This window comes from Paraburkholderia sp. GAS38 (genome assembly GCF_050434965.1).
GTDB lineage: Bacteria > Pseudomonadota > Gammaproteobacteria > Burkholderiales > Burkholderiaceae > Paraburkholderia > Paraburkholderia phenazinium_A.
Map to the genome: position 1 here is coordinate 1 of NZ_JBNDJO010000027.1, position 26,054 is coordinate 26,054.

The window sequence follows — 26,054 nt, forward strand, 5'->3', positions numbered from 1 at the left end:
TTCATCGACATCTTTACATTCGCAATGTCGACACCCGTGCCGTCCGACTTCACCCGGACTTTCACGTTGTAATCGACCACTCTCTTGACTGGCACAACAATTTTCATGGTTCCCTCTTCGGTCAGCTTGCACGCTAGTGTGCTTGCTTCACTCAGCGGCTGGAATTAGGCATTTTGGAACGCCCCATTTCAGACCCTCGAATGACAACCCGTCGTGCGTGAATCCAGCCCGACCCAGCCCGTTAACCCCAGCCTAATCGCCTCTTCCGCAATCAGTAATTGAGCGGCGCCTTTCGCTGATGCACGCTATCACTCATCAAAGCACGGCAATCCATCAGCCCTGCTTGGCGCGACGGCTATCCGTTTTCATTCAACTCATCAAATCTCGTCACCATGTCAGTCAACTGGCCGGAAACAATCTTCGAGCACTTCAAAGCCGCTGACGTGCGGCAAGTGGCATACGTGCCTGATGCGGGGCACAAACGTCTCATCGAACTCTGCGAAGCAGACGCGGACATTCACGCGGTTTCCCTGACCACCGAAGAAGAAGGTGTGGCCATGATGGGCGGCGCGTGGGTCGGCGGCCAGCGCGGCGTATTGCTGCTGCAGTCGAGCGGCGTGGGCAACTGCATCAACATGCTCTCGCTGCAACATGAATGCCGCATGCCCATCGTGATGCTGGTCACGATGCGCGGAGAATGGGGTGAATTCAATCCCTGGCAAGTCGCCATGGGCAAATCCACCCAGGAAGCCCTTGAATCGGCGGGCGTCTACGTCTACCGCGCGGACGATCCCGCCGAAGTCCCCGAGACCGTGCGCGCCGCGTTGAATTTTGGCTACAACACCTCCCGGATGATTGCGGTCCTGATTGGACAGCGCGTTATCGGCACCAAAAACTTTAACAAGTGAGTACGAACATGACACAGCAGACGACGCCCCTGAACCGTCGACTGACGGTGAAGCGGATTCTCCGCGATCGGCAGCAGGACGTTCTGGCAGTGACCAGCCTTGGCAATCCAACCTTCGACGTGGCGGCCGCCGGCGACACGGCTCAAAACTTCTATCTGTGGGGCGCAATGGGGGGAGCCGTCAGCTTCGGCCTCGGCATTGCGCTTGCACAGCCCGAGAAACGCGTCATCATATTCGTTGGCGATGGCGAAATGATGATGGGACTGGGATCGCTCGCAACGGTCGGTGTCGATAAGCCGGCCAATCTCTCAATCGTCGTGATCGACAACGAGCACTACGCGGAAACCGGCATGCAGCTAGCCCATGCTGGACGCGGTGTAGACATCACGGCAATCGCACGCGCGGCCGGCTTCGAAACGGCAACGACAATCTACACCGAGGGCGAACTCGAGGAGTATGTCGACGTCATTCTCAAGGCCACCGGTCCCGTGCTCGCCACGGTAAAGGTCAGAACGGATCCCGAACCCACCTCCCTGCCGCCCCGTGACGGACCCTATCTGCGAAGCCGCTTCCGCGAAGCGTTGCTCGGCGCGAGAGCTCACGCGAGCCAGTAAGCGGCCACGTGGAAAGTCCCTGCATCAAGGCGGTGGCGCGGCAGACAGCCTCCCACCGCTTTACTGCATCGCGAGCCGTTTCACGCCCCTGTACAATCCGGATCAATGTGACTTCGCACTGATCCTTCTATGCCCGCCAAGGCCGATTCCGATATGTTGGTGGAGGTCTTTAGACAACTGGACCGGCAGCCCGAGATGCTCGAGCGCGTCTTCGACTGCTTTCCGGACGTGCTCTACTACATCAAGGACGCGCAGGCGCGCTATCTGTCCGTCAATCAGACGCTCATTGCCCGAAGCGGGCTGGCGCGCGACGAGGTGATCGGCAAGACAGCCGACCAGTTATTTCCGGTGACCGGCGCCAGCACCAACGCGCAAGACCTGAGCATTATCGAAACCCAGTCTCCCATCGTCGACAGGCTGCGTCTCTACTCCTCCGGATTGGGTCATCGATACTGGTGCCTGAGCTCCAAGTTCCCGGTGCTCAACGAAGACGGACAAGCCATTGGACTCATCGGCGTATCGCGCGATTTACCCCGCCCTGATGAACGTCACCACGGCTACCGCCGCCTGCTCGAATATCTGGATTATCTGGAACAGAACCTGGGACAGAATATCCTGGTCACCGAAGCGGCGCAGCAAGTCTCCATCTCTGTCGACACGCTGGAACGTCTGACCCGTGAGGTGTTTCATCTGACGCCCAAGCAACTGCTGATGAAATTGCGGATCGATCATGCGTGCAAGCTGCTGGAGACGACTGACCACAGCATCACGGAAATCGCGACCGAGTGCGGCTACGCAGACCACAGCGCATTTACGCGTCAGTTCAAATCTGCCACGCACCTCACGCCCCGGCAGTATCGAAACGCACGCGGGCGTGGCCTGCATCCTCACTGATAAATCGCGCGCCGGACGCTAGTAGACGCCTTCCTCGATCACCAGTTGACCCGTCGCGAGCCGCGCCGGCGATAGCGGCGAGAGATCCAGCGTTTTGAATTCGCCGAAGTGCAACAGTTCGGCCACCGCGCGGCCAACGCCTGGACTGTGCATCATCCCATGGCCGCTGAAACCCGCCGCGACGAACGAGTTTTCCGGACCCGACTGACCGACGATGCCGTTCTGGTCGAGAACGTTGTATTCGTAGTAGCCGGCCCAGGCATGTTCCACACGCAGCGCTTCAAACGCAGGGATCCGCTCTGCCAGCGCCGGCCAGATGATCTCGTCAAATTCGGAAAACTGCACGTCGAGTGGCAGGTGATCCAGATCCTGTTCAGCCGAGGGCGAGACGATGCAGAGGAAATGATTCTGCTCCCTGCGCAGGTACACGCCCGACGTATCGATCAGGATCGGCATATCCGTGATCGCTGTCGGGCATGACACGACGAACGCCGAACGCCGTCTCGGCCGAACCGGCAGATCGACACCGATGCTTTGCGCAAGAGGCGCGCACCACGCGCCGCCGGCATTCACGAACGCGTCCCCGGCGATTTCCCGTCCGTCCGTCAACTCGACATGGGTCACCCGGTTTCCTCGTGTCCGGTAGCGCGCCGCTTCACCGGTGACGAAATGAACGCCCGCTTCACGAGCACGGTTTCTGAACCACTGCATGAGGCTGTACCCGTCAAACCAGCCCTCGCCTGCCAAACCTTCGACACCATAGGCCAGATCGCCGACGTTCATCCACGGGTAGCGGCGCTGCAACGTCTCGGGTGAATGCTCCTGCAGTTCCACCCCGAGCGATCGGGCAAGAGCGCTCCGGCGCCGCAGCACGCTCTCTTGCTGCGCGTTGCCCACGAACAGGTAGCCGCAGTCCACCAGATCGACGCCGGCGCCGTACCGTACCTTCTCTCGCTCGCAGGAGGAAAAGAATTCATAGCCGAACTGCGATAGCTGAATGCAGATGGGCGTTGAAAACTGTTGCCGGATCGAGCTCGCCGATAGCGACGACGATGCAATCTGATAGGTCGGATCCTTTTCGATCACCCAGATCTCGCGACCCTCCATCTTCTGCAGGCTTAGAAAATACGCGATTGAACAGCCAATCGCTCCCCCGCCCGTGATGACAATTCTTTCGCTCATGTTCTACCTTCGAAGATTCGTAGGCTCGCGAGAGCCAAAGCAATATGGATAACTGAAAGTCAAACCGCCACCGTCGCGAGGTTTTGACATGCGGTGCGAATCCGGCTGAGCGCTTCGTTCAGGTCATCGAGTGACGCGGCGTAAGAGAGTCTGAAGTACGGCGACAGCAGAAAACCGGAGCCTGACACCACCGCTACGTTTGCCTCCTCCATCAGGTACATGACGAAGTCCTGGTCGCTCTGCAGAAGCGCGCCGTTCGGCGTGCGACTGCCAATCGCGCCACGGCAGCCGACGAACGCATAAAACGCGCCCTCGGGCTGATTGCCATGCAGGCCTGGTATATCGCTCAACGCGTTGACGACGAGCTTCCGGCGTTCGTCGAAAGCCCGTCGCGATGTCTCGACGAAAGTCTGATCACCATTGAGCGCCTCGATCGCAGCATACTGCGACACCGATGACGCACTCGTCACAATCTGGCCTTGCACCAGATTCATGGCGCGGATGAGCGCCACAGGTCCAGCGGAATAGCCGATCCGCCAGCCTGTCATTGAGTACATCTTGGAGACGCCGTTGATGATGAGCGTCCGCTCCTGCAACTCCGGCGCGACGTTCAGGATGTTGACGAACGGACTGCCGGTGTAGATAAGCTTTTCGTATATATCGTCCGACAGTACCCAGACATGGGGATGTCGACGCAATACTTCCGCGATGTGGCCGAGTTCGTCGGCCGAGTAAACCGCGCCTGTCGGATTCGACGGCGAATTCAGCATCAGCCACTTGGTGCGGGACGTAATCGATGCCTCCAGCTGAGCCGCCGTCAGTTTGAACCCTGCTGCTTCATCGCACGCCACGACGATCGTCGTCCCGTTCGCCATTTTGACGATCTCCGGATAGGACACCCAGCACGGCGCCGGCACGATGACTTCATCACCTGGATTAAGGGTCGCGAAAAAGGCCGCGAAAATCGCCTGTTTCGCACCCACAGCCACGCTGACACCGTCCACGGGGTAAGCGACGCCATTGTCACGCTGAAGTTTCGCGACGATCGCTTCGCGCAACTCGCGGATGCCCGCGGCCTCCGTGTAACGCGTCTTGCCTTCGCGCATGGCACGAATCGCGGCCGCCTGAATATTCTCGGGCGTATGGAAGTCGGGTTCGCCTTGCGACAGAGAAATAACATTCTTCCCCGCCCGGCGCAGTTCTGCCGCTTTTGCTGCCATTGCCATCGTCTGCGCAGGAGCGATCTGGCCAATGCGGTCTGCAATGAAGCCCATTGTGTTTGTTCCGTTCGTTTCAAAGGCCTACCGTACGAGCCGGGGCTGCCTCTGCGGCGCCCCGGAACACACATGCTTAGAGGCGTTCCGCCACGGCCTTCATTTGCAGGAACTGCAGAAGGTAATCGGGGCCGCCCGTCTTGGTATCGGTACCTGTGAGGTTGAAGCCGCCGAACGGCTGAACACCAACCAGCGCGCCCGTGCATTTACGATTGAAGTACAGATTGCCCACGTGGAAGTCGCGGCGTGCCCGTTCGATGCGGCTGCGATCGTTCGAGAACAGCGCACCCGTCAGCCCGTAGACCGTGTCGTTGACAACCGCCAGGCCTTCCTCGAAGTCCTTGACGCGGATCGCCGCGACGAACGGGCCGAACACTTCCTCCTGTGCGATGCGCGCGCGCGGCGACACGTCGCCGAAGATGGTCGGTTCAATCAGATAACCGACCGCATTTTCGACGGCCTTGCCGCCGGTCAGCAGCTTGCCCTCGGCGTGACCGATATCGATGTACGACAGCACCTTCCTGTACTGCAGTTCGTTGCAGACCGGACCGAAACCAGGATTGTCCTTTGCTTCGCTGACAACCAGTTCTTTAGCCTTCGCAACGACCTTCTCGAGCAATGCGTCGTAGACCGAATCCACCACGACCAGACGCGAGCAGGCGGAACATTTCTGGCCGGAATAACCGAAAGCGGCCTGAATGACACCGGCTGCCGCGTCATCGAGATTGGCCGTCTCGTCGACCAGAATGGCGTCCTTGCCACCCAGCTCGAGGAAAACCCGCTTGAACCATTTTTGGCCTTCGGCCAGCTTCGCGGCGGACTCGTTGATCTGGGCGCCGGTCGCGAGCGAGCCCGTGAAGTTGATAAAGCGTGTCTTCGGGTGGGCGACCAGATATGAACCGATTTCCCGTCCGGTACCCGGCAGATAATTCACCACGCCGGGCGGCAGGCCCGCTTCTGCGAAGATGTCGAAGATCTTCGCCAACGAAACCACCGTGTCTTCCGCCGGCTTGCAAACAACCGTGTTACCCACCACGATCGCGCCCACCGTCATGCCAGTCATCAACGCCATCGGGAAATTCCACGGCGAAATCGTCACGCCGACACCTAGCGGAATGTAGAAGCTCTCGTTCTCTTCACCCGCGTAGTCAATCAGCGAACCCAGGCCGCCCACGTGCCTGATAGCCTGACGCGCGTAGTACTCGGTGAAGTCGATCATTTCCGCAACTTCGGCGCTTGCTTCGACATAGTTCTTGCCGATCTCATAGACGAGCCACGCCTCGAGCTCGCGCTTGCGCTTGCGCATGATGGCTGCGGCCTTCAACATGACACGGGACCGATCCTCCTGGCTCCAACGCTTCCACGATTCGAACGCCACCCACGCAGCTTCGAGCGCGGCGTCCGCGTGCTGCGTCGTCGCCTTGGCGGTGTAGCCGACGATCTCCTCCGGATTCGACGGATTCGTCGAGACGAGCTTCGCTTCGGTTTGCACACGCTCGCCGTTGATCAACAGCGGATAGGTCTGACCAAACTCGGAACGCACCTTTTTCAGGGCTCGCTGCATATCGGCTTTGGCACTTTCGGTGTCGAACAAATCGAACGGCTCGTTCTTGAACGGTGCAATCAGCATCGCTTTCTCCAGATTGAATGGTTTGGGCTGCTCTGCCGCCCTGCTGAGCGCGGCACGCTACCGTGAACCGATTGTCCGGCGCGAAAACTTTGCGGTCTTGATCAGGCTCCATTGATTCGTGCGGAATTCTGCATAGTTATGAAAATCGCGTTGGCGCCACCCACCGTCAATGTCACTTAAACACAGAGACACGAGTAAAAACAGCGGGAAATAGAGCAAATACTGATTTGCGGATTTCTGCTATTTGCTACACTGGATCAACGGGGCATCACTTCATTCGGAGCACGTATCATGGCCATGCATTTCGACCTCGTTGATCTTCGTCTCATCACCTGTATCGCCGAGACAGATAGCTTGACGCGTGGCGCCGAGCGGTTTCATATGTCCGTACCCGCAGCAAGCACCCGGATCAAGAATCTGGAAGAAAGCATGGGGGCGAAACTGCTGTACCGGACGAGCCAGGGGGTTACCCTCACCCCACCGGGCCAGGCATTCCTTCACCACGCCCGGGTTGTCCTGTCGCAACTCGAGCAGTTGCGCGGCGACATGCAGGAGTACGCACGCGGGATCAAAGGTCATGTGCGGATCTTCGCGAACACCACGGCCACCACGGAATTCCTTCCTAACGACCTGCGTGACTTCCTCGCCGAACACCCTGACGTGAACGTCGAGCTTCGCGAACGGCTGAGTCATGACGTGGTGCGCGCGGTGAGTGAAGGCACCGCGGACGTCGGCATCGTGGCAGGCAATGTCCGGCCCGAATCGCTGGAAGTCATGCCGTATCGTTCTGACCGGCTCATCCTGGCGGTATCGGAATCACACCCGTTGGCCGGGAAAACGTCCATTCCATTTGAGGAAGCAACGGAGTTCGACTTCGTCGGGATGCCCGAGGCGAGCGCGATTCACACCTTTCTGAACCGCGTCGCGCACGATATGCACAAGAAACTTCAGGTGCGAATTGAAGTGGGCAACTTCGAGGCGCTATGCCGAATGATCGAGGCTAACGTTGGGATAGGCGTGCTGCCTCGTTCGTCAGCGATACGCTACGTCAAAACCATGAAGATCCGGCTGGTCGAAATCGAGGATGCCTGGGCGACGCGCAACCTGCTGATCTGCGTGCGCAGCCTCGATCTGCTACCGTCATTTGCGCGGGAGCTCGTCGACCTCCTCACGCAGAAATGCAAGGGCGATTGCGAGTCCCTGCCGGCGTAAGCGGTGGCAGTTAGTCTGCGTTTAAAGCCCTCTTCTCCACACACAAATTGTAGTCGGCAGGCCGGTGCGTCAATCTAGCGTGAACGACGCTACCCGACGCCCTCATGACTACCGAACTCAATTATCTGCGCACGTGGATCGGCCGCACCCAGGCCGAACAGGAACTCGTCTCCCCTCGTCTTGCGCAACAACTCGCCGCCACGCTGGACTATGAGGACGTGCCGCGTGCCGGCTCTCCGTTGCCTCCCCTTTGGCACTGGGCGCTCTTTCCTCACATCGTTTCGCAACCGCAGGTTGGCATGGACGGGCATCCGAAACGCGGCGGATTCCTACCGCCCGTGCCTTTGCCCCGCCGTATGTGGGCGGGCAGCCGGGTCCGGTTCGAGCGGCCGCTCGTGGTCGGCAGCCTGGTCACCCGAACCTCGCAGATTGCCGACGTCGCCGCCAAGGAAGGACGCAGCGGAAAACTCGTGTTTGTGCGTCTGCGTCATGAACTGGAAGACGCGGAAGGTCCGCTGCTTTCCGAGGAGCAAGACGTTGTTTATCGCGAGTCCGCGACGACGGCTTATAGCGCGGCGAACGGTCCGACGGCACCCGTGGAGTCCACATGGAAGCGGGATATCGTGCCGGACCCGGTCCTCCTGTTTCGCTACTCCGCCGATACCTTCAACGGGCATCGTATTCACTACGACCGGACCTACGCTCAGGAACAGGAAGGCTATCCCGCGCTGGTCGTACATGGACCGCTGACTGCGACCTTGCTGGTCGATCTCGTCCGACGCAGCCTTCCGGGCGAGTCGATCGCTTCGTTCTCGTTCAAGGCGGTCAACCCGCTCTTTGACGATGCCCCCTTTCATCTATACGCCGCGCGCGCAGCCGGATCGAACGAGGTGAAGCTTTGGGCGGCCAATCCGGAAGGCGTGTTGTGCGTCGAGGCAGCGGCAACGCTAACGGCGCGCGCGTGCTTTCCAACAATGAAACCGAAGGAGTAGAGACAAGTGTTGGCTAACGTTGACCCCTATCAGGACATTCGCGAAGCGGTTCGCGATCTGTGTTCCAACTTCCCTGCCGAGTATTTCCGCAAGGTCGACGAGGAGCGCGCCTATCCCGAGACCTTTGTGCAAGCCCTGACCGACGCCGGTTGGCTGGCCGCCCTGATTCCGCAGGAATATGGCGGCTCCGGACTCGGGTTGACTGAAGCGTCGGTGATCATGGAAGAGATCAACCGCAGCGGCGGCAATTCCGGCGCGTGTCATGGACAGATGTACAACATGGGAACGCTGCTCAGACACGGCTCCGCCGAGCAAAAGGCGCGATATCTGCCGGAGATCGCGAGCGGAAAATTGCGGCTTCAATCGATGGGCGTGACCGAGCCGACCACCGGCACCGATACCACCAGTCTGAAGACAACGGCCGTTCGCAAGGGTGACCGGTATATCGTCAATGGTCAGAAAGTCTGGATCTCGCGGATTCAACACTCCGATCTGATGATCCTGCTGGCGCGGACCACGCCGATCGCTCAGGTGGCCAAGAAATCTGAAGGCATGTCGATCTTCCTGGTCGACCTGCATCAGGCGGTCAAACAAGGCATGACGGTTCGCCCGATCCCGAACATGGTGAATCACGAGACTAACGAGCTCTTTTTCGACAACCTCGAGATTCCCGCGGAAAACCTGATTGGTGAAGAAGGCAAAGGCTTCAAGTACATCCTTGATGGCTTGAATGCCGAGCGGACGCTGATTGCCGCCGAGTGTATCGGCGACGGTTACTGGTTTCTCGACAAGGTTTGCAAGTACGTCAAGGAACGCGTCGTCTTCGGCCGCCCGATCGGACAGAACCAGGGCGTGCAGTTTCCGATCGCACGCGCCCACGTCAACGTCGAAGCGGCCAGCCTGATGCGCTATAAGGCCTGCGAGCTGTTCGACGCCAGACAACCCGCCGGCGCGCAAGCCAACATGGCCAAGCTGCTGGCCGCCGACGCCTCCTGGGAAGCGGCCAACGCGTGCCTGCAGTTCCACGGCGGCTTCGGCTTTGCGAACGAATACGACGTTGAACGCAAATTCCGCGAGACACGGCTCTATCAGGTGGCGCCGATCTCGACCAATCTCATTCTTTCGTATGTAGCCGAGCATCTGCTCGGGCTACCGCGTTCCTTCTAAGGGGCTGGACATGAAACCGCTGGACGGCGTGAAGGTCATCACCCTCGAACACGCGATTGCAGCACCGTTTTGCACCCGCCAACTTGCCGATCTCGGCGCACGCGTGATCAAGATCGAGCGTCCGGGCACAGGCGACTTCGCGCGCGCCTACGACGAGCGCGTACACGGCATGGCCTCGCACTTTGTATGGTGCAACCGCTCGAAGGAAAGCCTCACGCTGGACGTCAAGGCCCCGCAGGCGCAGGGCATCTTCGAGCGCCTGCTCGACGATACCGACGTGCTGGTGCAGAACCTGGCACCCGGCGCCGCGGCGCGACTGGGGCTGTCGTATGAAGCGTTGCGTGAGAAGTATCCCCGCCTGATTGTCTGCAACATCTCGGGCTACGGATCCGATGGCCCGTATCGCGACAAGAAAGCCTACGATTTGCTGATCCAGAGCGAGTCCGGTTTTCTTTCAATTACCGGAGGCCCGGACTCGCCCGCGAAGGCCGGGTGTTCCATCGCCGATATCGCAGCAGGGATGTACGCGTACACCAACATTCTCGCCGCGCTTCTGCAACGTTCGAAGACAGGTTTGGGAAGAGAAATCGACGTCTCGATGCTCGAGAGCATGGTGGAGTGGATGACGTATCCCCTTTACTACGCGTTCGATGGCGCATCGCCGCCGCCTCGCGCCGGAGCCGCTCACGCGACCATCTACCCCTATGGCCCTTTCCCTGCCGGGGACACAAAGACCGTCATGCTGGGGTTGCAGAACGAGCGTGAGTGGGGCGTCTTCTGCGCAAAGGTTCTGCTCGCACCCGAGCTGGCTACCGATCCCCGCTTCAGCTCCAATTCGAAGCGGGTGGCGGCGCGCGAGGCGTTGCGCGACATCATCGTCGCCGTGTTCGGCGAACTGACCTCGGAAGAAGTCATCAGCCGGCTCGATCACGCGCAGATTGCCAACGCGCGAATGAACGATATGTCCGACGTGTGGGCGCATCCACAGCTTAAAGAACGCAATCGCTGGGTGAACATCGACTCGCCCGCCGGCTCCATTCCCGCCTTGCTGCCGCCTGGCATCGATACGGCATCCGATGTCCGGCTCGACCCCGTCCCCGCACTGGGCCAGCACACCGAAGCCCTTTTGAGCGAATTGGGTTTTTCAACCGATGCCGTCCGCGAACTTCGCGACGGGGCCGTCGTATAACCCCTCAGTCAAGGTAAGCCTGTTATGAGCAACGCACAGATTCTGGCTTCGTTTGCGGCCAATCTCGAGTTTGAGCAGATCCCCAAGGACGTCGTGGCACGCACGGAAGACCTCTTCCTCGACTGGTTCGGATCCGCATTGGCTGGCCGCGGTGCACGCCCCGTCGAGACGATCCGGAAACTCGCACAGGACTTCGGCCCGCATTACGGCCCCTGCGAAGTGCTGATCTCCCGCCGAACCACCAGCCCGCTCTTCGCGGCAATGATCAATGGTGCGGCGTCGCACTTCGCCGAGCAGGACGACCTCCACAACAGTTCAGTTCTCCACCCGGCAACCGTCGTTTTCCCGGCAGCGTGGGCTGCCGCTCAAGCACTCGGCAGAAGCGGCAAGGAGTTCATTGCCGCATCCGTCGCGGGCTACGAAGTGGGCATCCGCGTCGGCGAATTCCTCGGTCGATCGCACTACAAGATTTTTCATACCACCGGGACCGTCGGTACGATCGCGGCCGCGGCGGCGGTCGGCAAGCTTTTGCGGCTGAGCGGCGAACAGATGGTGAATGCGTTCGGCTCCGCCGGCACCCAGGCAGCCGGGCTCTGGGAATTCCTGAAAGACGCTGCGGACTCCAAACAACTGCATACGGCCAAGGCGGCAGCGAACGGTCTCCTCGCGGCCTACCTGGCGGCCGACGGTTTCACTGGCGCGAAAGACATCTTCGAAGGCGGCAAAGGCATGGGCGCCGGCATGTCCACGCAAACGCATCCGGAGAAACTCGTTGACGCACTCGGCACGCGCTGGGCGCTGAGCGAGACGTCCTTCAAATTTCACGCCTCATGCCGGCATACCCATCCGGCGACCGATGCCCTGTTGCAGGTCATCAGGCGGGAGCGGATCGTACCGGACGACATCGAGACGGTGGTGACACATGTTCACCAGGCTGCCATCGATGTCCTCGGACCGGTAACCGATCCGCAGACAGTGCATCAGGCGAAGTTCTCCATGGGCACTGTGCTCGCCATCGCTGCCGAGTTTGGCCACGCCGGCGTCCGGGAGTTCGACGCCCACTACAGGGGAAGCCGGATCTCGCACTTCTGCAAGAAAGTTTCGATGGTGCTCGACCGTGAGGTCGATACAGCCTATCCGTCGCGCTGGATCGGCAAGGTCACCGTGCAGACCAAAGATGGTCGCACTTTCGCTGGTCGCGTGGATGATCCCAAGGGAGATCCCGGCAACACCCTCACGCGCGCCGAACTCGAGCATAAAGCGCTCACGCTTGGCTTGTACGGCAATGCGGCCACCGAAGACGAACTCAAGCACGCCATTGCGTCCATATGGGCGATTGGCGATGCGCTCGTCGTCCCCAAACTGCTCCCCGACTCGAAACTGGAGACTCATCATGGCTAACCTGGCACCCCGGTCCTATCTCTTCGTTCCCGGAAACCGGCCTGACCGGTTTGCCAAGGCTGCGGCGTCGGGCGTCGACGTTGTCGTTATCGATCTGGAAGACGCCGTCCCTGCCGCCGAAAAGAGGATTGCGCGAGCCGCTCTGGCCGAGTGGCTGTCCACCAACAGCACGCCGGTCGCGGTGCGGGTGAACGACGTGAACAGCGAATGGTTTCGCGATGACATCGCCGTATGCCGTGCGCCCTCCGTGGCCGCTGTCATGCTGCCCAAGACCGAACGCATCGACGATATTTTCCTGTGCGAGTTCGCCGGCAAGCCGACCGATATCCTGCCGATGATCGAGACCGCGCAGGGCTTTCGGAATGTGGTCGCGATCGCCCAGCACCGGCTGACCACGCGGCTCGTCTTCGGCAATGTGGATTTCCAGCTTGACCTCGGCATCGACGGAGACGATGAGCAGCTCCTGTACTTTCGCTCGCAGATCGTCTTCGCTTCTCGCATTGGCAACCTGCTTTCGCCGGTAGATGGTGTCAGTACCACGCTGGACGATCCCGAGCAGATCACACGCGACACCCTCCGTGCAAAGCGGCTCGGTTTCGGCGCCAAGCTTTGCATTCATCCGAAGCAGGTGGCGGCAGTCAACGCTGCGTTCATTCCCGGCGAGAAGGACGTCGAATGGGCACAGCGGGTTGTAGACGGCGCCGCTGCATCTCATGGAGCGGCCGTCGCGGTGGACGGTCGTATGGTCGACCGGCCTGTCATTTTGAAGGCCCAGGAAATCCTCGCGGAGTCTCAGCGCCGTCGACGCCTGGGCGTTTGATTCAACCTCAAGAGGAGACGAAAGTCATGCAACGGTTTGAGATGTATATCAACGGCGAATCCTGCGCGCCGGCTTCGGGCGAATGGTTCGACACGGAGAATCCCTTCACCGGCGAAACGTGGGCGCAGATTGCCAAAGGCAACGCGACAGACGTCGATCGGGCTGTGCAGTCGGCGCATGCCGCCTTCAGTACAGGACCATGGTCGCAGATGTCGCCGAGCCAGCGCGGTCTGCTGCTTCATCGGGTAGGCGACCTGATCGCACGAGACGCCAGGCGGCTTGCCGAACTCGAAGTTCGTGACAACGGCAAGCTCATGGCGGAAATGCTGGGCCAGTGCCAGTACCTGCCGCAGTGGTACTACTACTTTGGCGGCCTCGCGGACAAGATTCAGGGCGCGGTCATCCCGCTCGACAAGAAAGGCTACTTCAACTACACCCGCAACGAGCCGCTGGGTGTCGTCGCCGCCATTACGCCGTGGAATTCGCCCCTGTTGCTCGCCACATGGAAAATTGCGCCCGCGTTGGCCGCGGGCTGCACGGTCGTGATCAAGCCATCCGAGTTCACTTCTGCGTCCACGATCGAGTTCGCCAAGCTCTTCACCGAGGCCGGCTTTCCGCCGGGCGTCGTGAACGTCGTAACCGGATTCGGGGCGGACGTCGGCTCCCCTCTGGTGGAGCATCCTCTGGTCAAGAAGATCACCTTCACCGGTGCGGACTCCACCGGCCGGGCCATCAACGAGGCAGCAGCCCGTCAGTTCAAACACGTGAGTCTCGAACTGGGCGGCAAGTCGCCCAATATCGTGTTCGAAGATGCAGATCTGGAAGATGCGGTGAATGGCGCGGTTTCCGGCATCTTTGCTGCGACCGGGCAAACCTGCATTGCCGGATCGCGGTTGTTGCTGCAAGAAAGTATCTACGACACCTTCGTCGACAAACTTCTGACGCTGGCACGGACCGCGAAAATGGGTAATCCGTCGAGTATGGACACGCAGGTCGGGCCGGTCACCACGCGCCCGCAGTATCGGAAGGTCCTCTCCTACATCGAAACCGCAACCCAGGAAGGCGCGACCTTGCTGCTCGGCGGGAAGCCTGGCAGCGGCCCCGAATGCGGCAACGGCTGGTTCGTCGAACCCACGATCTTCGGCGACGTGAACAACAAGATGCGAATCGCGCAGGAAGAGGTCTTTGGTCCTATCCTCTCGATCATCAGGTTCAAGGACGAGGACGACGCGGTGGCACTGGCCAATGACGTGCGTTTCGGTCTAGGCTCAGGCGTCTGGACGAAGGATATGGGCCGCTCCCTTCGTGTCGCCGAAAGGCTGCAGGCCGGCATGGTGTGGGTGAACAGCTATCGCGCGGTGAGCTACATGTCGCCGTTCGGCGGCTACAAGGATTCCGGACTGGGCCGCGAGAACGGCATCGACGCGATCCGCGAGTATCTGCAAACGAAGAGCGTCTGGATCAATACCGGCGTCAAGACGGCGAATCCGTTCGTCATGAGGTAACAAGGAAATGCCCCGCGAAACACTGCGGGGTAACCTGGCAATCCATTCTGGTAATCAGGATAGCGAATGGATCACGCGTTGCCTTGCGCAACGCCTCGAATCATTCCACGAAACGCTTTGCAAGCGCCTGGACTGTCAGGACTTGATACCTTGAGCGGCCCGGGTACTCGGCGCCCGGACCTCCAGCGTGATCCCAGCCCCTTCGTCGACGGTCTTGAAGTACGTGAAGCCACTTCGATCATCGAGACGCCCGCGGGCGAGCACATCCACTCCGGCGCGCGCAGCGAGTTCCTCGGCCTTGTCGCAACTCTCGACAGAGAAGCCGAGATGAAAGACACCTTCGCCTCGCGTTTCCAGAAACCGTCGTTGCGGCGTATCGCCGTCTCCCGGCTGGCAAAGCTGCAACTGGGCGTTGTCGATATTCGCAAACTTGTAGCGCATCTTGAGAAAGGCCGGACGATCATAGCCGTCCAGTTGGTACGCGTCCAACGGTGGAAAGTCAGTCCACGGACCGACCCCGATCGACTCGTAATACTTCACAGCGTTTTCGATATCGCGGACCACGATGCAGATGTGGTGCAGTTTCTGAAAAATCGGCAGCTTGTCCATCGTGAGCTTCATCCCTGGTCGGTGTTGACGCTGGACTGCAGAACCTTTCGAGGCTACCGCGGCCCGCTTTGAAGAAACGGCAGGATCAACCCGCCTTGGCAATCTTCTTCGGCGTATACGTCTGTGCCGCATCATCATGCGACTGGCCGATGCCTGGGTTCCATTGGAAGCCGGAACGCGCCACGACTCCCGGCTTCAGGCGCTGGTCCGGACCAAAGTCCGCAAACGGATGGAAGAACAGAGGCTCTGTGCTCTCAAGCGCGCGCAACCGCGCCGCGTAAGCGTCCAGGTACGCCTGCCGCTCCTCGACGCTCACGCGCCCGGGCATCCACGACACGTGCGGCGGCAGCACATCGAAGCCGAGGTAATTGAAAATCCCGTTGTGGATCGGCCAAAGAATGTGGTTGATATCGCCGTCCACGCCATCCGGTTCGTAGAGGCTCGCCGCCGTTCCCGTCGTGGTCGACACCATCGCCTTGCGGCCCTTGAACATGCCGGTCTCGTATTTACGGCCGGTGGCATAGGCGAACCCACGCGTCATGATGCGATCCACCCAGCCCTTCAGGATGGCGGGCATCCCGAACCACCACATCGGATACTGGAAGATGATCAGATCGGACCACAGCACCTTCTGCTGCTCGGCATAGACATCCGGCGTCGGTTTCGTGGACGTCCCGAACATGTGCTCCTGTTCCGCCGAAAGATCGAGGAATTCAGGGTTGAGACGTTCGCCTACAAAGTCTTCCGCGCCAAGCTCGGGCCGCCACTTCATCTGGTACAGGTCCGTTACCTGAACCTCGTGCCCCTGCTCTATCAGGGTAGAGACAGCCGTGTCTTTGAGCGCACCGTTGAACGACTTAGGTTCGGGGTGGGCGAAAACGATAAGCACTTTCATGCGACAACTCCATAAAAACCGGTTCGTTGAGCGGGCTGGCCGTTGGCGTACGCTCGGATTCGGATCACCGCCGGGTGCAATCCCGTCACGGTGACCGGTCAGGTCTGTAGCATTCTGGATGTTTACCCAAGCCCGGTCTTGAAGGGGCTCGGCTAATTTTTGCGGAATTTTGCACAGTATTTGATCGCCTCCGTCACTTGCAGGGTCAAAAATCCCTTTCCAGCATGCCGTTCCCGCTCTTCGACCCACCCTGCGTGGTGCGGAGAATTGCCAAAATTCCCGCGCATCGCCGGCCGGATCGGTGCAGATGAGCGAGCCATGCGCCGGATCACCCCGGGTCAGCGGATCAGGCCACCGCATCCAGTTGAGCAGTGTCGCCCTCCAGATACGCTGTCCGAACCGCTGGGTTGGCCAGCAGGTCTGCGCCGCTCCCTTCAAGCGCAATCTGCCCATGCTGGAGCACATACCCTCGATGCGCCACGCGCAACGCATGATGGGCGTTCTGTTCCACAAGCAGAATCGTCATGCCGAGCTGCTCGTTCAACTCCTTGATGACCGAGAAAATCTTCTTGATGAAAAGCGGCGCCAGTCCGAGCGACGGCTCGTCGAGCAGCAGCAGTCTCGGTTGCGACATCAAGGCGCGTCCTATCGCGAGCATCTGCTGCTCGCCTCCTGACAGTGTGCCGGCACGCTGCGAGACTCGGCTCCGCAGGATCGGGAACATCTCGTAGATCCGTTCGAGGTCACCCGCAGTCCGGCGATTGGCCGACGTATCGCCCATGAGGAGGTTCTCAAGCACCGTCATCCGCTGAAAGATGCGGCGCCCTTCCGGCACGACTGCAATATCGAGCTTGCCGATCGCATGTGACGGCAGGGTCGTAATATTCCGTCCGTCGAATTCGACCCTGCCGCCGCTAGCGCGGGGATAGCCGAAAATAGTATTCATCAGTGTGGATTTGCCTGCGCCGTTTGCGCCGATCAACGTGACAATCTCCCCCGTGTTCACACCTAGGCTGACTCCGCGTAGTGCCTGGACGCTGCCATAGTGGGCACTGAGTTCGGTAATCTTAAGCATGAGCGGTTTTCTCCTGCGATGCGTCATCGTGTGAAGACGTCTCGTCGTCCTCTCCGAGGTATGCGCCGATCACCTCGGGATTTGCCTTGATCTCGGCAGGCAGCCCCTCTGCAATCTTCTTCCCGTGATTGAGTACGACAATATGATCTGAAACCTTCATGACGACGCTCATATCGTGCTCAATCAGCAGAATGCCAATCCCCTGCTCCCTGGAGAGGGAGGTCAACAGCGCCGTGAGTTCCGCCGACTCACGCGGATTGAGGCCGGCGGCCGGTTCATCGAGGCAAAGCAGGATCGGTTCAGCGCACATCGCACGCGCGATCTCGACACGACGCTGTACGCCATACGGCATGTCGCCCGCAGGTTTGTTGGCGATATCGCGAACGCTCAGGCGCTCTAGCCACGTCAAGGCCTGTTCTATCGCCTTGTCGTTGGCATGCCGAAACGACTTCGAATTCAGCGCGCCGGCAATCGAAAACCTCGACGCCTGCTGCAGGACATTGTGCTGGGCAATCATCAGATTTTCGAGCACGGTCATACGCGGAAACAGCCGTATGTTCTGAAACGTCCTCACCACCTGACCGACCCGCGCGACATCCACGTTCCTCATCGCGTCGAGTCGAAGTTCGCCGCGCTGTGGATGTCGCAGTTTGACGGAGCCTTTCGTGGGTTTATAAAAACCGGTCAGGCAGTTAAAGAAGGTCGTCTTTCCGGCCCCGTTCGGCCCGATCACGGCTGTCACCTCGCCGGCACGCGCCGTCATGGACAGGTCTTCGATTGCATGAAGTCCGCCAAACTGCATGGTCAGGTTCTCAACGCTGAGCAACGAACTGGAACCGTTCATGGATTCGCCTCCACGCCCGGAGCGCTGACCGTCGCACGTCGATGGCTGATCAGCCCGCCGGGGCGCACGATCATGATAAAAACCATCGCAATACCGAAGAGCAGCATTCTGTACTCTGCAAAATCACGTCCCAGTTCAGGCAAGATCACGAGCAAGGCTGCCGCGAGCACAACGCCCAACTGACTGCCCATGCCACCCAGCACGACGATCGCAAGAATCGTCGCCGACTCCGAAAATGTGAAACTCTCTGGAGAGATGAAGCCCTGCCGTGCCGCGAAGAACACGCCGGCGAATCCGGCCAGCATGGCACCGGTCGCGAAAGCCGACAGCTTCACGTTCGTCACATTGATGCCCATTGCTTTGCAGGCAATCTCGTCTTCGCGCACCGCCTCCCACGCGCGCCCCACAGGCAAGCGTCTCAGCCTGGAGACAAGGAGGTTGGTCAGCAACGCGAGTGCCAGGATCAGGTAGTACAGAAAGACGATCCTCTGGGCAGGCGAGTAATCGAGGCCAAACACGGTTGCAAACGTCGGGCCGTCGCTGGACGTCTGCATCGGAAGCCCAAAAAACGTTGGCTTGGGAATCGACGAAATGCCGTTCGGCCCGCCCGTCAGGCCACCCCAGTTCACCAGCAGCAGCCGGATAATCTCTCCGAACCCGAGCGTAACGATCGCCAGATAGTCGCCTCTGAGTCTGAGCGTCGGATAGCCAAGCAGCATGCCGAATGCCGCGGCAAGACCGCCAGCAATCGGGAGCGACTCCCAGAAACCCAAGCCAAAATGCGTCGAGAGCAGACCGTAGGTGTACGCCCCTACCGCGTAGAAGGCGACATAGCCAAGATCGAGCAGGCCTGCCAGACCGACGACGACATTCAGGCCCCAACCCAGCATCACGTATATGAGGACCGTCGTAGCCGTATCGACGACATAGCGGTTTCCTGCAAATAGTGCGGGCAACAGCACGGCGAACGCCACGCATGCCGCTCCGATCCAAACCAGCGAGTCGTTCCGTGCGGTTTCAGACGCGGGCCTCGCGCGCACGCTTCGCTTTGAAAAAAAACTGAACCGTTGCAGCATCCACTGCAATATCAAACGTCCGGCAAAGGCGACCACAATGAAGGCTGCCAGAAGCCCCCATCGTGTTTCGACCTGTAGGCCGTTTGCTCCGTCTCGCGTGGTCAGTCCCAGCATCGGCAAACCCACGAGAGCGGCAACCAGCGCGGCGCCAAGCGCATCCCTGAGGCGAAACTGAATATCCATTCTTTGCATGGTTGTAGGGCTCATCAGACTTTCTCCACCTCTGGCCGGCCAAGCAGGCCGGAAGGACGGAACATCAGAACAATGATCAGGATGACGAACGTGGCCACATCCTTGTATTCGGGAGACAGGTAAGCCGCCCAGAAGGCTTCGATCAAGCCGATGATCAGGCCGCCGAGCATCGCGCCGGGGATTGAGCCGATTCCGCCCAGAACCGCTGCGGTAAAGGCCTTGATGCCGGCCTGAAAGCCAATTGAGAAGTCGATCACGCCGTAGTAGATTGTCACCATGACGCCGGCGACGGCAGCCAGCGCAGCGCCGATCATGAAGGTCAGGGCGATAATCCTGTCGACGTTATAGCCGAGGAACTGCATCATCCGCTGATCTTGCTCGCAGGCTCGCTGCTGCCTGCCGAAAGGCGTCCTGTTGATAAACAACGTGAACGCGGACATCAGCACGACGGTCACAATGACAATGAGCATCTGCACGTACGAGACGTACGGCCCCGGTCCGTGAAGTCCCTCACTGGAGAAAAGATTCACGCCGCCCATGACAAGCGGCGGGATCGACTTGACCCGCGCGCCCTGGGTAAGCTGAACCATGTTCTGTAAAAAGATGGAAATCCCGATCGACGAAATCAGCGGCGCGAGACGATTGGAGCCTCGAAGCGGCCGGTAGCCGACGCGTTCGACGGTCCAGCCGAATACGGACGTCAGTGCAATCGAGACGATCAAGGTAATGGCAATACTCACCACCACAGACGAGATCCCACCGCTCGCGATAAGCGTGAAGCAGGTCACGGCGATGAATGCACTGACCATATAGATATCGCCGTGAGCGAAGTTGATCATGCCGATAATGCCGTAGACCATCGTATAGCCGATCGCGATCAGGCCGTAGACGGCGCCCAATGTCAGCCCATTAATCAGTTGTTGCAGTGCCTGGCTCATGTCCTCTCCGGTGAATCTGCTTCAGAGGCGGTGCAGTGGACAGACGCACCGCCTCATTCCGTATTACAAAGACTGGAAAGGACCGGTCACTTCACATAGTCATAGTTGTTGCCGTTCCAACGGTAGACCACATAGCCAGGGCTCTTGAGATCGCCTTTCGCATCGAAGTCCACCTGGCCGACTACCGTATTGAAGGAGGCGTTGTGGAGCTGCTTCACGATCGCCGCATAGTCTGTGGAATTGGCCTTCCTCGCTGCCTCTGCGAAAACCTGCATCGCGGCATACGAGTACAGCATGTAGCCTTCCGGCTCGATCTTCTGCGCGCGGAAGGTCGCCACGACCTTTGCGGCTGCCTCACTCTTGCGCGGGTCGGGCGGGAAGGTGAACAGTACCTTGTTGATTTCCGGTCCCGCCGCAGTGACCAGTTCATTGTTCGTGAGCGTGTCGCCGCCCAGCACGGTAAGATTCAGCCCTGCCTGCGCCGCTTGCCGCAGAATCAGCGCGACTTCCTGGTAGTACCCGCCGTACGCGAGGATCTGAACGCCGTTCGCCTTCAGTTTGCTGACCAGGCCTGAATAGTCCTTTTCACCGGCTGTGATCGACTCACGCAGCACCACGGGCGTCTGCCTGGCTGCGAGATCCTTGGCGACCTCGTCGGCGAGACCGCCGCCATATGCGGTCTTATCGTCGATGACCGCGATTTTCTTGCCCTTGAAATGCGCAGCGATATAGTCGGCGGCAACCTGTCCTTGCTGATCGTCCCTACCGGTAATGCGAAAGATGCCCTTGATGCCGCGTTCCGTGATTTTCGGGTTGGTGGACACGGTGACCTGCGGGATCTGCGCGTCGTTATAGACGTCTGACGCCGGCAACGTGGAACTGGAACACCAGTGACCGTCGACGAACGCCACCTTCTGATTGACGAAACTGTTGGCAACCGAAACGGCCTGCTTTGGATCGCACACGTCGTCGCCAACGACCAGGTTGAGTGACTGCCCGAGCACACCACCCGACGCGTTGATGTCCTTCACCGCCTGTTCTGCGCCCTTGCGAAACTGATCACCGCCCGAGGCGTACTCCCCCGTCATTGGGCCAGCCACGCCCACCAGAACACTTGCATCCGCAGCGGCCGAGCATGCCAACGCCAAGCCGCCCATGCTCAGTACCGCGCCCATTCCAACCAATCTTTTCCGGCCGTTCATAACCATCTCCAAGAGCAGGCTTCGATGCAGGAACGAACAGGTCTCAGCTATCGTTCCCGGGTATTACCTCGCTGTCACTGCCGCGAGATAGATCGAAGGTTGCCGACACCAAAAACGGCGCGGAATTTGATTGTGCGAAAGCGTGGATTAGGTACAGGCTAACGATGCGAAACGGCGGCATTCCGCTGCGGGAAATCGCACAGTTTGCCAGTCCGTCCGCCGGACGGCCGCGTAAACGACTAGGCGGAAACGGCGAGAAAATCTGCGCATCCGCTCAGCCGAAGATTCGTGTTCTGGCTGACATCCTCGTGCGGCTGGCGCGCACTTAGGGGTGCTCATCCCCCTACGCGGTTGATTTCACGAGTCGCGCCGAAGAGCCACTCAACGGTCAGCCGTTGACTCTCGGCGAAAGCAGATCCTGCAGACCGATCGCGTGGTACATCTCGCGGCGCATCCGGTCCGCCACGCCGTTGACGATCTCTGCGCCGTCCTGCGACGGGTCCACATGCACGCGAAACGGCCGCTTGCCGAACGGCAGGTCCACCACGCGAACGATCTCCGCTGCGACCTCCGCCGGATCCGCATCCGCCGGCTCCAGACTCGCCAGCCCCTTCAGCGCCTGGTCGGTCACGCCGGCATACGGGCCGCTTTCATATTCGGCGGCGATGTCGGCGTCCGCCGGCTTGCCTGAATGCGCAAAGTGATTCGTACCTTTGGTGAAGGCGCCCGGCACCATGATCGTGCTCTCGATGCCCCAGCGCGCCAGCTCGGTCGAGTACGACACGGCGAGCGCATCCATGGCCGCCTTCGCCGCGAAATACGGCGCGAGGAACGGCGGCGTGCCGCCGCGCGTGGACGACGAACCGACCCACACCAGCAACCCCCTGCCCTGCTTGCGCAGGAACGGCAGCGCGGCGCGGTTCACGCGCTGCGCACCGAGCACGTTGACGTCGTACTGCTGGATCATCTGTTCGGGCGTAAACGCCTCGGCCGGGCCGAACACCATGTGACCGGCGTTGTGCACGATCACATCGAGACGGCCGGCGTCCTTCAGGATGTGCGCAATGCCCGCGGCCACCGATGCATCGGACTGCACGTCCAGTTCGACCGTGCGCAGATCGAGCGACTTTTCCTGCGACCACTGCGCGATTTCCGCGACGCGAGGCGCGTTGCGGCCCTGCGTTTCGCGCATCGACGCGTAGACGGTATGGCCCGCTTCGGCCAGCGCACGAGCCGTCATCAAACCAAATCCGGATGATGCGCCAGTCACGAGAATGCTATAAGTCATGAGATATCTCCTGTTGTCCTATGATTAACGCCCGGCTACGGGCTGCGAAGGCTGACTCAGCTCGCCTCGGCCTGCGCCGGAACGATCGCCGAAAATCGACCGGTAGTAATCCATCCCGCTATCCAGATGGGTGTGGAAGCCAAACTTTTCGTCCAGCATCGCCAGCATGTCGGTACGCTCGACGCGCATCACATAGCTGTGCTCGTTCGTCACGAGCACGCACGGCTCGCCTTGCGCCTCGGTGGCGCTGAACCACTTGCCCGGATCGGCATGACCGCTCCGAAACGTGCGCCCGGCATGCTCGACCTGCCAACCGCCGTCGAGCAGGATCCAGTACGGCGCATCCGGTTCGACACCGTGATCGCACGTGGCGATCACGGCACCGGCGTCCGCTTCCCACTCGCGTGAGTGGTCGATCACCCACTGCAGCTGCGCCGTCGACAGCGCAGTGAAGAACGGCGTATGCCGCAGCAGGTGCAAATACGTCACTGAGGCTCTCATCGTCATCTTCTGTGCGGCGTCCGGCTCGCGCTTTGCGCCGCATGAGGCCAATCCCAATACGGCGATCAGCGTCAGGAGGGAGGTCGAGAGGCGCCGGCGCCAACGCGCCGCGCCGCTCGAAGCCTGAGGGGACACCATGTCAGGTTCCGCCATCGGTTTGCCGGTACGTCAGGCAAGGCCGCCGTTGGCGCGCAGCACCTGGCCGTTCACCCAGGCACCGTCCTTTCCAGCCAGGAAGGCCACGACGCCCGAGATGTCGTCCGGCTGACCCAGGCGCTCCAGCGGCGGCATCTTCGAGAACTGCGCGATCTGCTCTTCGGTCTTGCCGTTCAGGAACAGCTCCGTTGCAACCGGGCCCGGCGCCACGCAGTTCACCGTGATGCGGCGGCCGCGCAGTTCCTTCGCGAACACGCGTGAGAACGCTTCGACGGCCGCCTTCGTGCCGTTATAAACCGAGTAGCCCGGCAGGTTCAGCGCCAGTGTCGTGCTCGACAGGTTGATGATCCGGCCGCCGTCGTTCAGACGCGTCGCCGCTTCGCGCAGCGTGTTGAACACACCGCCGACGTTGATCGCGAACGTCTGGGCAAACAGCTCGTCGCTCGATTGCGCGAGCGGCGCGGTCTTCAGGATGCCGGCGTTGTTGACCAGCACGTCGACCTTGCCGAGTTGCTGCTCGACCGTCTCGAACAGACGGCGCACGTCCTCGACCTTCGACACGTCGCCCTGCACCGCGATGGCCTTGCCGCCGGCCTGGGTCAGTTCGGCCACGAGCTTGTCGGCTTCTGCCGGGCTCGATGCGTAGTTCACTGCAACCGCAAAACCGTCCTTGACGAGACGCCGGGCGATGGTGGCACCGATACCGCGCGAAGCGCCGGTGACGATTGCGACGGCGGATTGATTTGCTGCACTCATTGAAATTCTCCTGTTCAGGTGGATACCTGGACAGGATAATGACTGACATCACGGCGAAGATAATTCGCCATGTTTTTCCATCAGTATTCCATTTACTTTAACTATTGAGCGGATCATCCCGTCATGGACCGTTTCCAGGAAATGCAGGCGTTCGTTCGTACCGCCGAACGCAGCAGCTTCTCGCAGGCCGCCGACGACCTCAACATTCCACGTGCAACGATCACCAACCTGATCAAGCGGCTGGAACTGCGGATCGGCACCCGGCTGCTCGAACGCACCACGCGCACGGTACACCTCACTCACGATGGCGAGGCCTACTACCACCGGTGCGTGCGTCTGCTCGCCGATATCGAGGAGGCCGAAGGCACCTTCCGCAACGCATCGCCCAAGGGACTGCTTGTCGTGAACCTGCAGGGCACGCTGGCGCGGCACTTCGTGATCCCCGCCCTGCCCGACTTCCTGTCGAGCTATCCGGAACTGCGGCTGCACATCGGCGAGAACGACCGGCTGGTCGATCTCGTGCGGGAGGGCGTCGATTGCGTGTTGCGCGCAGGCACCCTGCGCGATTCGTCTCTGATCGGACGGCAGATCGCGTCCATGGAGCAGGTCACTGTTGCGAGCCCGGCTTACCTCGCACGCTTCGGCGAGCCGGCCAGCCTCGAGGACCTGTCCGAACATTTTGCGGTGGACTACGTGTCGAGCGCGACGGGCAAAGCGGTCCCGCTCACTTTTCTTGTCGACGGCATAGAGACTGATCTGGTGATGCGCTCGACCATCTCGGTGACAGGAGCCGACCTGTACACGGGATCGGCGATCGCCGGCGCCGGGGTGATTCAGGTGCCGCGCTACCGGATTGCGGCTGATATCGCCGACGCGCGGCTGAAAGTGATTTTGCCGGGGTTTCCGCCGCCGCCGATGCCCGTGTCCGTGCTGTACCTTCACAACCGGCAGTTGTCGCCACGGGTGCGGATTTTTACTCAGTGGCTTGAAGAGATATTCAGGGGGGTGCCGTATCAGACTGGTGTGAAGCGGAGCGGTAGGAATTAGCGTGAAAGAACCCCGGAATCTCTCGTCCCCTTCAGGAAAGCCGATCGTAGCCGAGCATCGGGTTCACGTACCGAGACCGGCGTCCTTTCACTTTCATCTTTTCCCCTACAACGGTCTCATCTTGCTCTGCAATAGCGAAGCATCATACTCTCGTCGGAAGTCGGCGCTTCTTCGCGCTAACCGTGGGCTTCTCTGCGTCAATTTGCGAAATCGTAAAAATAACGAGGAAAGGATGCGACCGTCATTGAATCGGATAGTGCTGTATGCGAAAGACGTGCAGGCAACCTGTGCCTTCTACGAGCGACACTTCGAATTTGAGTGCGAGTTCGACGCCAATGGTCGCATAGCAGAGTTGGTCTCGCCGCATGGCGGCGCCATCATCATGGTTCATCAAGCCGGAAAGGGATTGAAGGCGGGGCAAGCGTCGGTAAAGCTGGTTTTCGACGTGGAAGACGTCGAGGGCTTTAAGACGCATTGTGCGAAGCAGGGACTTGAGTTCGGCACATCTCACCAAGCAGATGGATATAGTTTCGCAAACGCAAAAGACCCAGCAGGTAACCCGATATCCATTTCGAGCCGAAGGTTCGCCATCGGCCGAGGATTGCGGTAGGGATGCCCATTGCTGAGCACCCCCCGCACAGATCCCGGCGTGCCCAATTCGGGCACCGGGCTCCTACCTTGGGTGTT

25 protein-coding genes and 1 pseudogene are annotated in these 26,054 nt (G+C 60.2%); 12 read left to right on the top strand and 14 right to left on the bottom strand.

Annotated features, from left to right (window positions below; translation table 11 throughout):
• Positions 1-107, bottom strand: a pseudogene (locus P3T42_RS36555) (electron transfer flavoprotein subunit beta/FixA family protein); the annotation flags it as partial.
• Between the two features lie 285 nt (positions 108-392).
• On the opposite strand from P3T42_RS36555, the gene P3T42_RS36560 reads away from it, so the two are divergent.
• The 3 genes from P3T42_RS36560 (at position 393) to P3T42_RS36570 (ending at position 2,416) form a co-directional block, all read left to right on the top strand.
• A complete protein-coding gene (locus tag P3T42_RS36560) occupies positions 393-908 on the top strand; it encodes a thiamine pyrophosphate-binding protein (RefSeq protein WP_074296022.1) in 516 nt (171 codons plus the stop codon).
• 8 nt (positions 909-916) lie between these two features.
• Entirely contained in the window at positions 917-1,522 is a 606-nt protein-coding gene (locus P3T42_RS36565) for a thiamine pyrophosphate-dependent enzyme (protein WP_074296023.1), read from the top strand.
• A gap of 129 nt (positions 1,523-1,651) precedes the next feature.
• Complete coding sequence (locus P3T42_RS36570; protein ID WP_074296024.1) at positions 1,652-2,416, top strand: helix-turn-helix domain-containing protein; 765 nt, start codon at positions 1,652-1,654, stop codon at positions 2,414-2,416.
• An 18-nt stretch (positions 2,417-2,434) separates the two neighbouring features.
• On the opposite strand, the gene P3T42_RS36575 is transcribed toward P3T42_RS36570, so the two are convergent.
• The 3 genes from P3T42_RS36575 to pruA all read right to left on the bottom strand — a co-directional run bounded on the left by P3T42_RS36575 (position 2,435) and on the right by pruA (position 6,502).
• Positions 2,435-3,598 carry an NAD(P)/FAD-dependent oxidoreductase gene (locus tag P3T42_RS36575; RefSeq protein ID WP_074296025.1) on the bottom strand — a complete coding sequence of 388 codons (1,164 nt, stop codon included), beginning with the start codon at positions 3,596-3,598 and terminating at the stop codon, positions 2,435-2,437.
• A gap of 59 nt (positions 3,599-3,657) precedes the next feature.
• A complete protein-coding gene (locus tag P3T42_RS36580; protein ID WP_429308779.1) occupies positions 3,658-4,872 on the bottom strand; it encodes a pyridoxal phosphate-dependent aminotransferase in 1,215 nt (404 codons plus the stop codon).
• A gap of 76 nt (positions 4,873-4,948) precedes the next feature.
• Positions 4,949-6,502, bottom strand: coding sequence for an L-glutamate gamma-semialdehyde dehydrogenase (gene pruA / locus P3T42_RS36585; protein ID WP_074296027.1), 1,554 nt, complete (start codon positions 6,500-6,502; stop codon positions 4,949-4,951).
• A 291-nt stretch (positions 6,503-6,793) separates the two neighbouring features.
• Between pruA and P3T42_RS36590 the strand changes: the two genes are divergently transcribed.
• The 7 genes from P3T42_RS36590 (at position 6,794) to P3T42_RS36620 (ending at position 14,788) form a co-directional block, all read left to right on the top strand.
• A complete protein-coding gene (locus tag P3T42_RS36590; RefSeq protein ID WP_429308780.1) occupies positions 6,794-7,714 on the top strand; it encodes a LysR substrate-binding domain-containing protein in 921 nt (306 codons plus the stop codon).
• 104 nt (positions 7,715-7,818) lie between these two features.
• Positions 7,819-8,706 carry an FAS1-like dehydratase domain-containing protein gene (locus tag P3T42_RS36595; RefSeq protein WP_074296029.1) on the top strand — a complete coding sequence of 296 codons (888 nt, stop codon included), beginning with the start codon at positions 7,819-7,821 and terminating at the stop codon, positions 8,704-8,706.
• A 6-nt stretch (positions 8,707-8,712) separates the two neighbouring features.
• A complete protein-coding gene (locus P3T42_RS36600; protein WP_074296030.1) occupies positions 8,713-9,873 on the top strand; it encodes an acyl-CoA dehydrogenase family protein in 1,161 nt (386 codons plus the stop codon).
• A 10-nt stretch (positions 9,874-9,883) separates the two neighbouring features.
• A complete protein-coding gene (locus tag P3T42_RS36605) occupies positions 9,884-11,062 on the top strand; it encodes a CaiB/BaiF CoA transferase family protein (RefSeq protein WP_074296031.1) in 1,179 nt (392 codons plus the stop codon).
• 24 nt (positions 11,063-11,086) lie between these two features.
• Positions 11,087-12,463, top strand: coding sequence for an MmgE/PrpD family protein (locus P3T42_RS36610; protein ID WP_429308781.1), 1,377 nt, complete (start codon positions 11,087-11,089; stop codon positions 12,461-12,463).
• The gene (locus tag P3T42_RS36615) at positions 12,456-13,283 is read left to right on the top strand and encodes an HpcH/HpaI aldolase/citrate lyase family protein (protein WP_074296033.1); all 828 of its coding nucleotides are present in this window, start codon (positions 12,456-12,458) and stop codon (positions 13,281-13,283) included. The genes P3T42_RS36610 and P3T42_RS36615 overlap by 8 nt, the downstream gene beginning before the upstream one ends.
• Before the next feature lie 26 nt (positions 13,284-13,309).
• Complete coding sequence (locus P3T42_RS36620; protein WP_429308782.1) at positions 13,310-14,788, top strand: aldehyde dehydrogenase; 1,479 nt, start codon at positions 13,310-13,312, stop codon at positions 14,786-14,788.
• 135 nt (positions 14,789-14,923) lie between these two features.
• On the opposite strand, the gene P3T42_RS36625 is transcribed toward P3T42_RS36620, so the two are convergent.
• The 10 genes from P3T42_RS36625 to P3T42_RS36670 form a co-directional block, all read right to left on the bottom strand.
• On the bottom strand, positions 14,924-15,409 hold the full coding sequence (locus P3T42_RS36625; protein WP_429308783.1) for a VOC family protein: 486 nt from the start codon (positions 15,407-15,409) through the stop codon (positions 14,924-14,926).
• Positions 15,410-15,482: 73 nt separating this feature from the next.
• Positions 15,483-16,292: an NAD(P)H-dependent oxidoreductase gene (locus tag P3T42_RS36630; protein WP_074296035.1), complete on the bottom strand. Its 810-nt coding sequence runs from the start codon at positions 16,290-16,292 to the stop codon at positions 15,483-15,485.
• Positions 16,293-16,638: 346 nt separating this feature from the next.
• On the bottom strand, positions 16,639-17,367 hold the full coding sequence (locus tag P3T42_RS36635; protein ID WP_074296036.1) for an ABC transporter ATP-binding protein: 729 nt from the start codon (positions 17,365-17,367) through the stop codon (positions 16,639-16,641).
• A complete protein-coding gene (locus tag P3T42_RS36640) occupies positions 17,360-18,211 on the bottom strand; it encodes an ABC transporter ATP-binding protein (RefSeq protein WP_074296037.1) in 852 nt (283 codons plus the stop codon). The genes P3T42_RS36635 and P3T42_RS36640 overlap by 8 nt, the downstream gene beginning before the upstream one ends.
• A complete protein-coding gene (gene livM, locus P3T42_RS36645; RefSeq protein WP_074296038.1) occupies positions 18,208-19,494 on the bottom strand; it encodes a high-affinity branched-chain amino acid ABC transporter permease LivM in 1,287 nt (428 codons plus the stop codon). Before livM ends, P3T42_RS36640 begins: the two co-directional genes overlap by 4 nt.
• Complete coding sequence (locus tag P3T42_RS36650) at positions 19,494-20,417, bottom strand: ABC transporter permease subunit (RefSeq protein ID WP_074296039.1); 924 nt, start codon at positions 20,415-20,417, stop codon at positions 19,494-19,496. The genes livM and P3T42_RS36650 overlap by 1 nt, the downstream gene beginning before the upstream one ends.
• A gap of 86 nt (positions 20,418-20,503) precedes the next feature.
• Positions 20,504-21,619 (bottom strand): branched-chain amino acid ABC transporter substrate-binding protein, encoded by a 1,116-nt coding sequence (locus tag P3T42_RS36655; protein ID WP_429308784.1) that lies wholly within the window; start codon positions 21,617-21,619, stop codon positions 20,504-20,506.
• 388 nt (positions 21,620-22,007) lie between these two features.
• Positions 22,008-22,907, bottom strand: coding sequence for an SDR family oxidoreductase (locus tag P3T42_RS36660; protein ID WP_429308785.1), 900 nt, complete (start codon positions 22,905-22,907; stop codon positions 22,008-22,010).
• Positions 22,908-22,931: 24 nt separating this feature from the next.
• Positions 22,932-23,546, bottom strand: a complete 615-nt coding sequence (locus P3T42_RS36665) for a hypothetical protein (RefSeq protein WP_429308786.1) — start codon at positions 23,544-23,546, stop codon at positions 22,932-22,934.
• 30 nt (positions 23,547-23,576) lie between these two features.
• On the bottom strand, positions 23,577-24,320 hold the full coding sequence (locus tag P3T42_RS36670; RefSeq protein ID WP_074296042.1) for an SDR family oxidoreductase: 744 nt from the start codon (positions 24,318-24,320) through the stop codon (positions 23,577-23,579).
• A 123-nt stretch (positions 24,321-24,443) separates the two neighbouring features.
• Between P3T42_RS36670 and P3T42_RS36675 the strand changes: the two genes are divergently transcribed.
• Positions 24,444-25,367 carry a LysR family transcriptional regulator gene (locus P3T42_RS36675; protein WP_429308787.1) on the top strand — a complete coding sequence of 308 codons (924 nt, stop codon included), beginning with the start codon at positions 24,444-24,446 and terminating at the stop codon, positions 25,365-25,367.
• Between the two features lie 232 nt (positions 25,368-25,599).
• Positions 25,600-25,977, top strand: coding sequence for a VOC family protein (locus tag P3T42_RS36680; RefSeq protein WP_429308788.1), 378 nt, complete (start codon positions 25,600-25,602; stop codon positions 25,975-25,977).
• Positions 25,978-26,054: the final 77 nt, after the last annotated feature.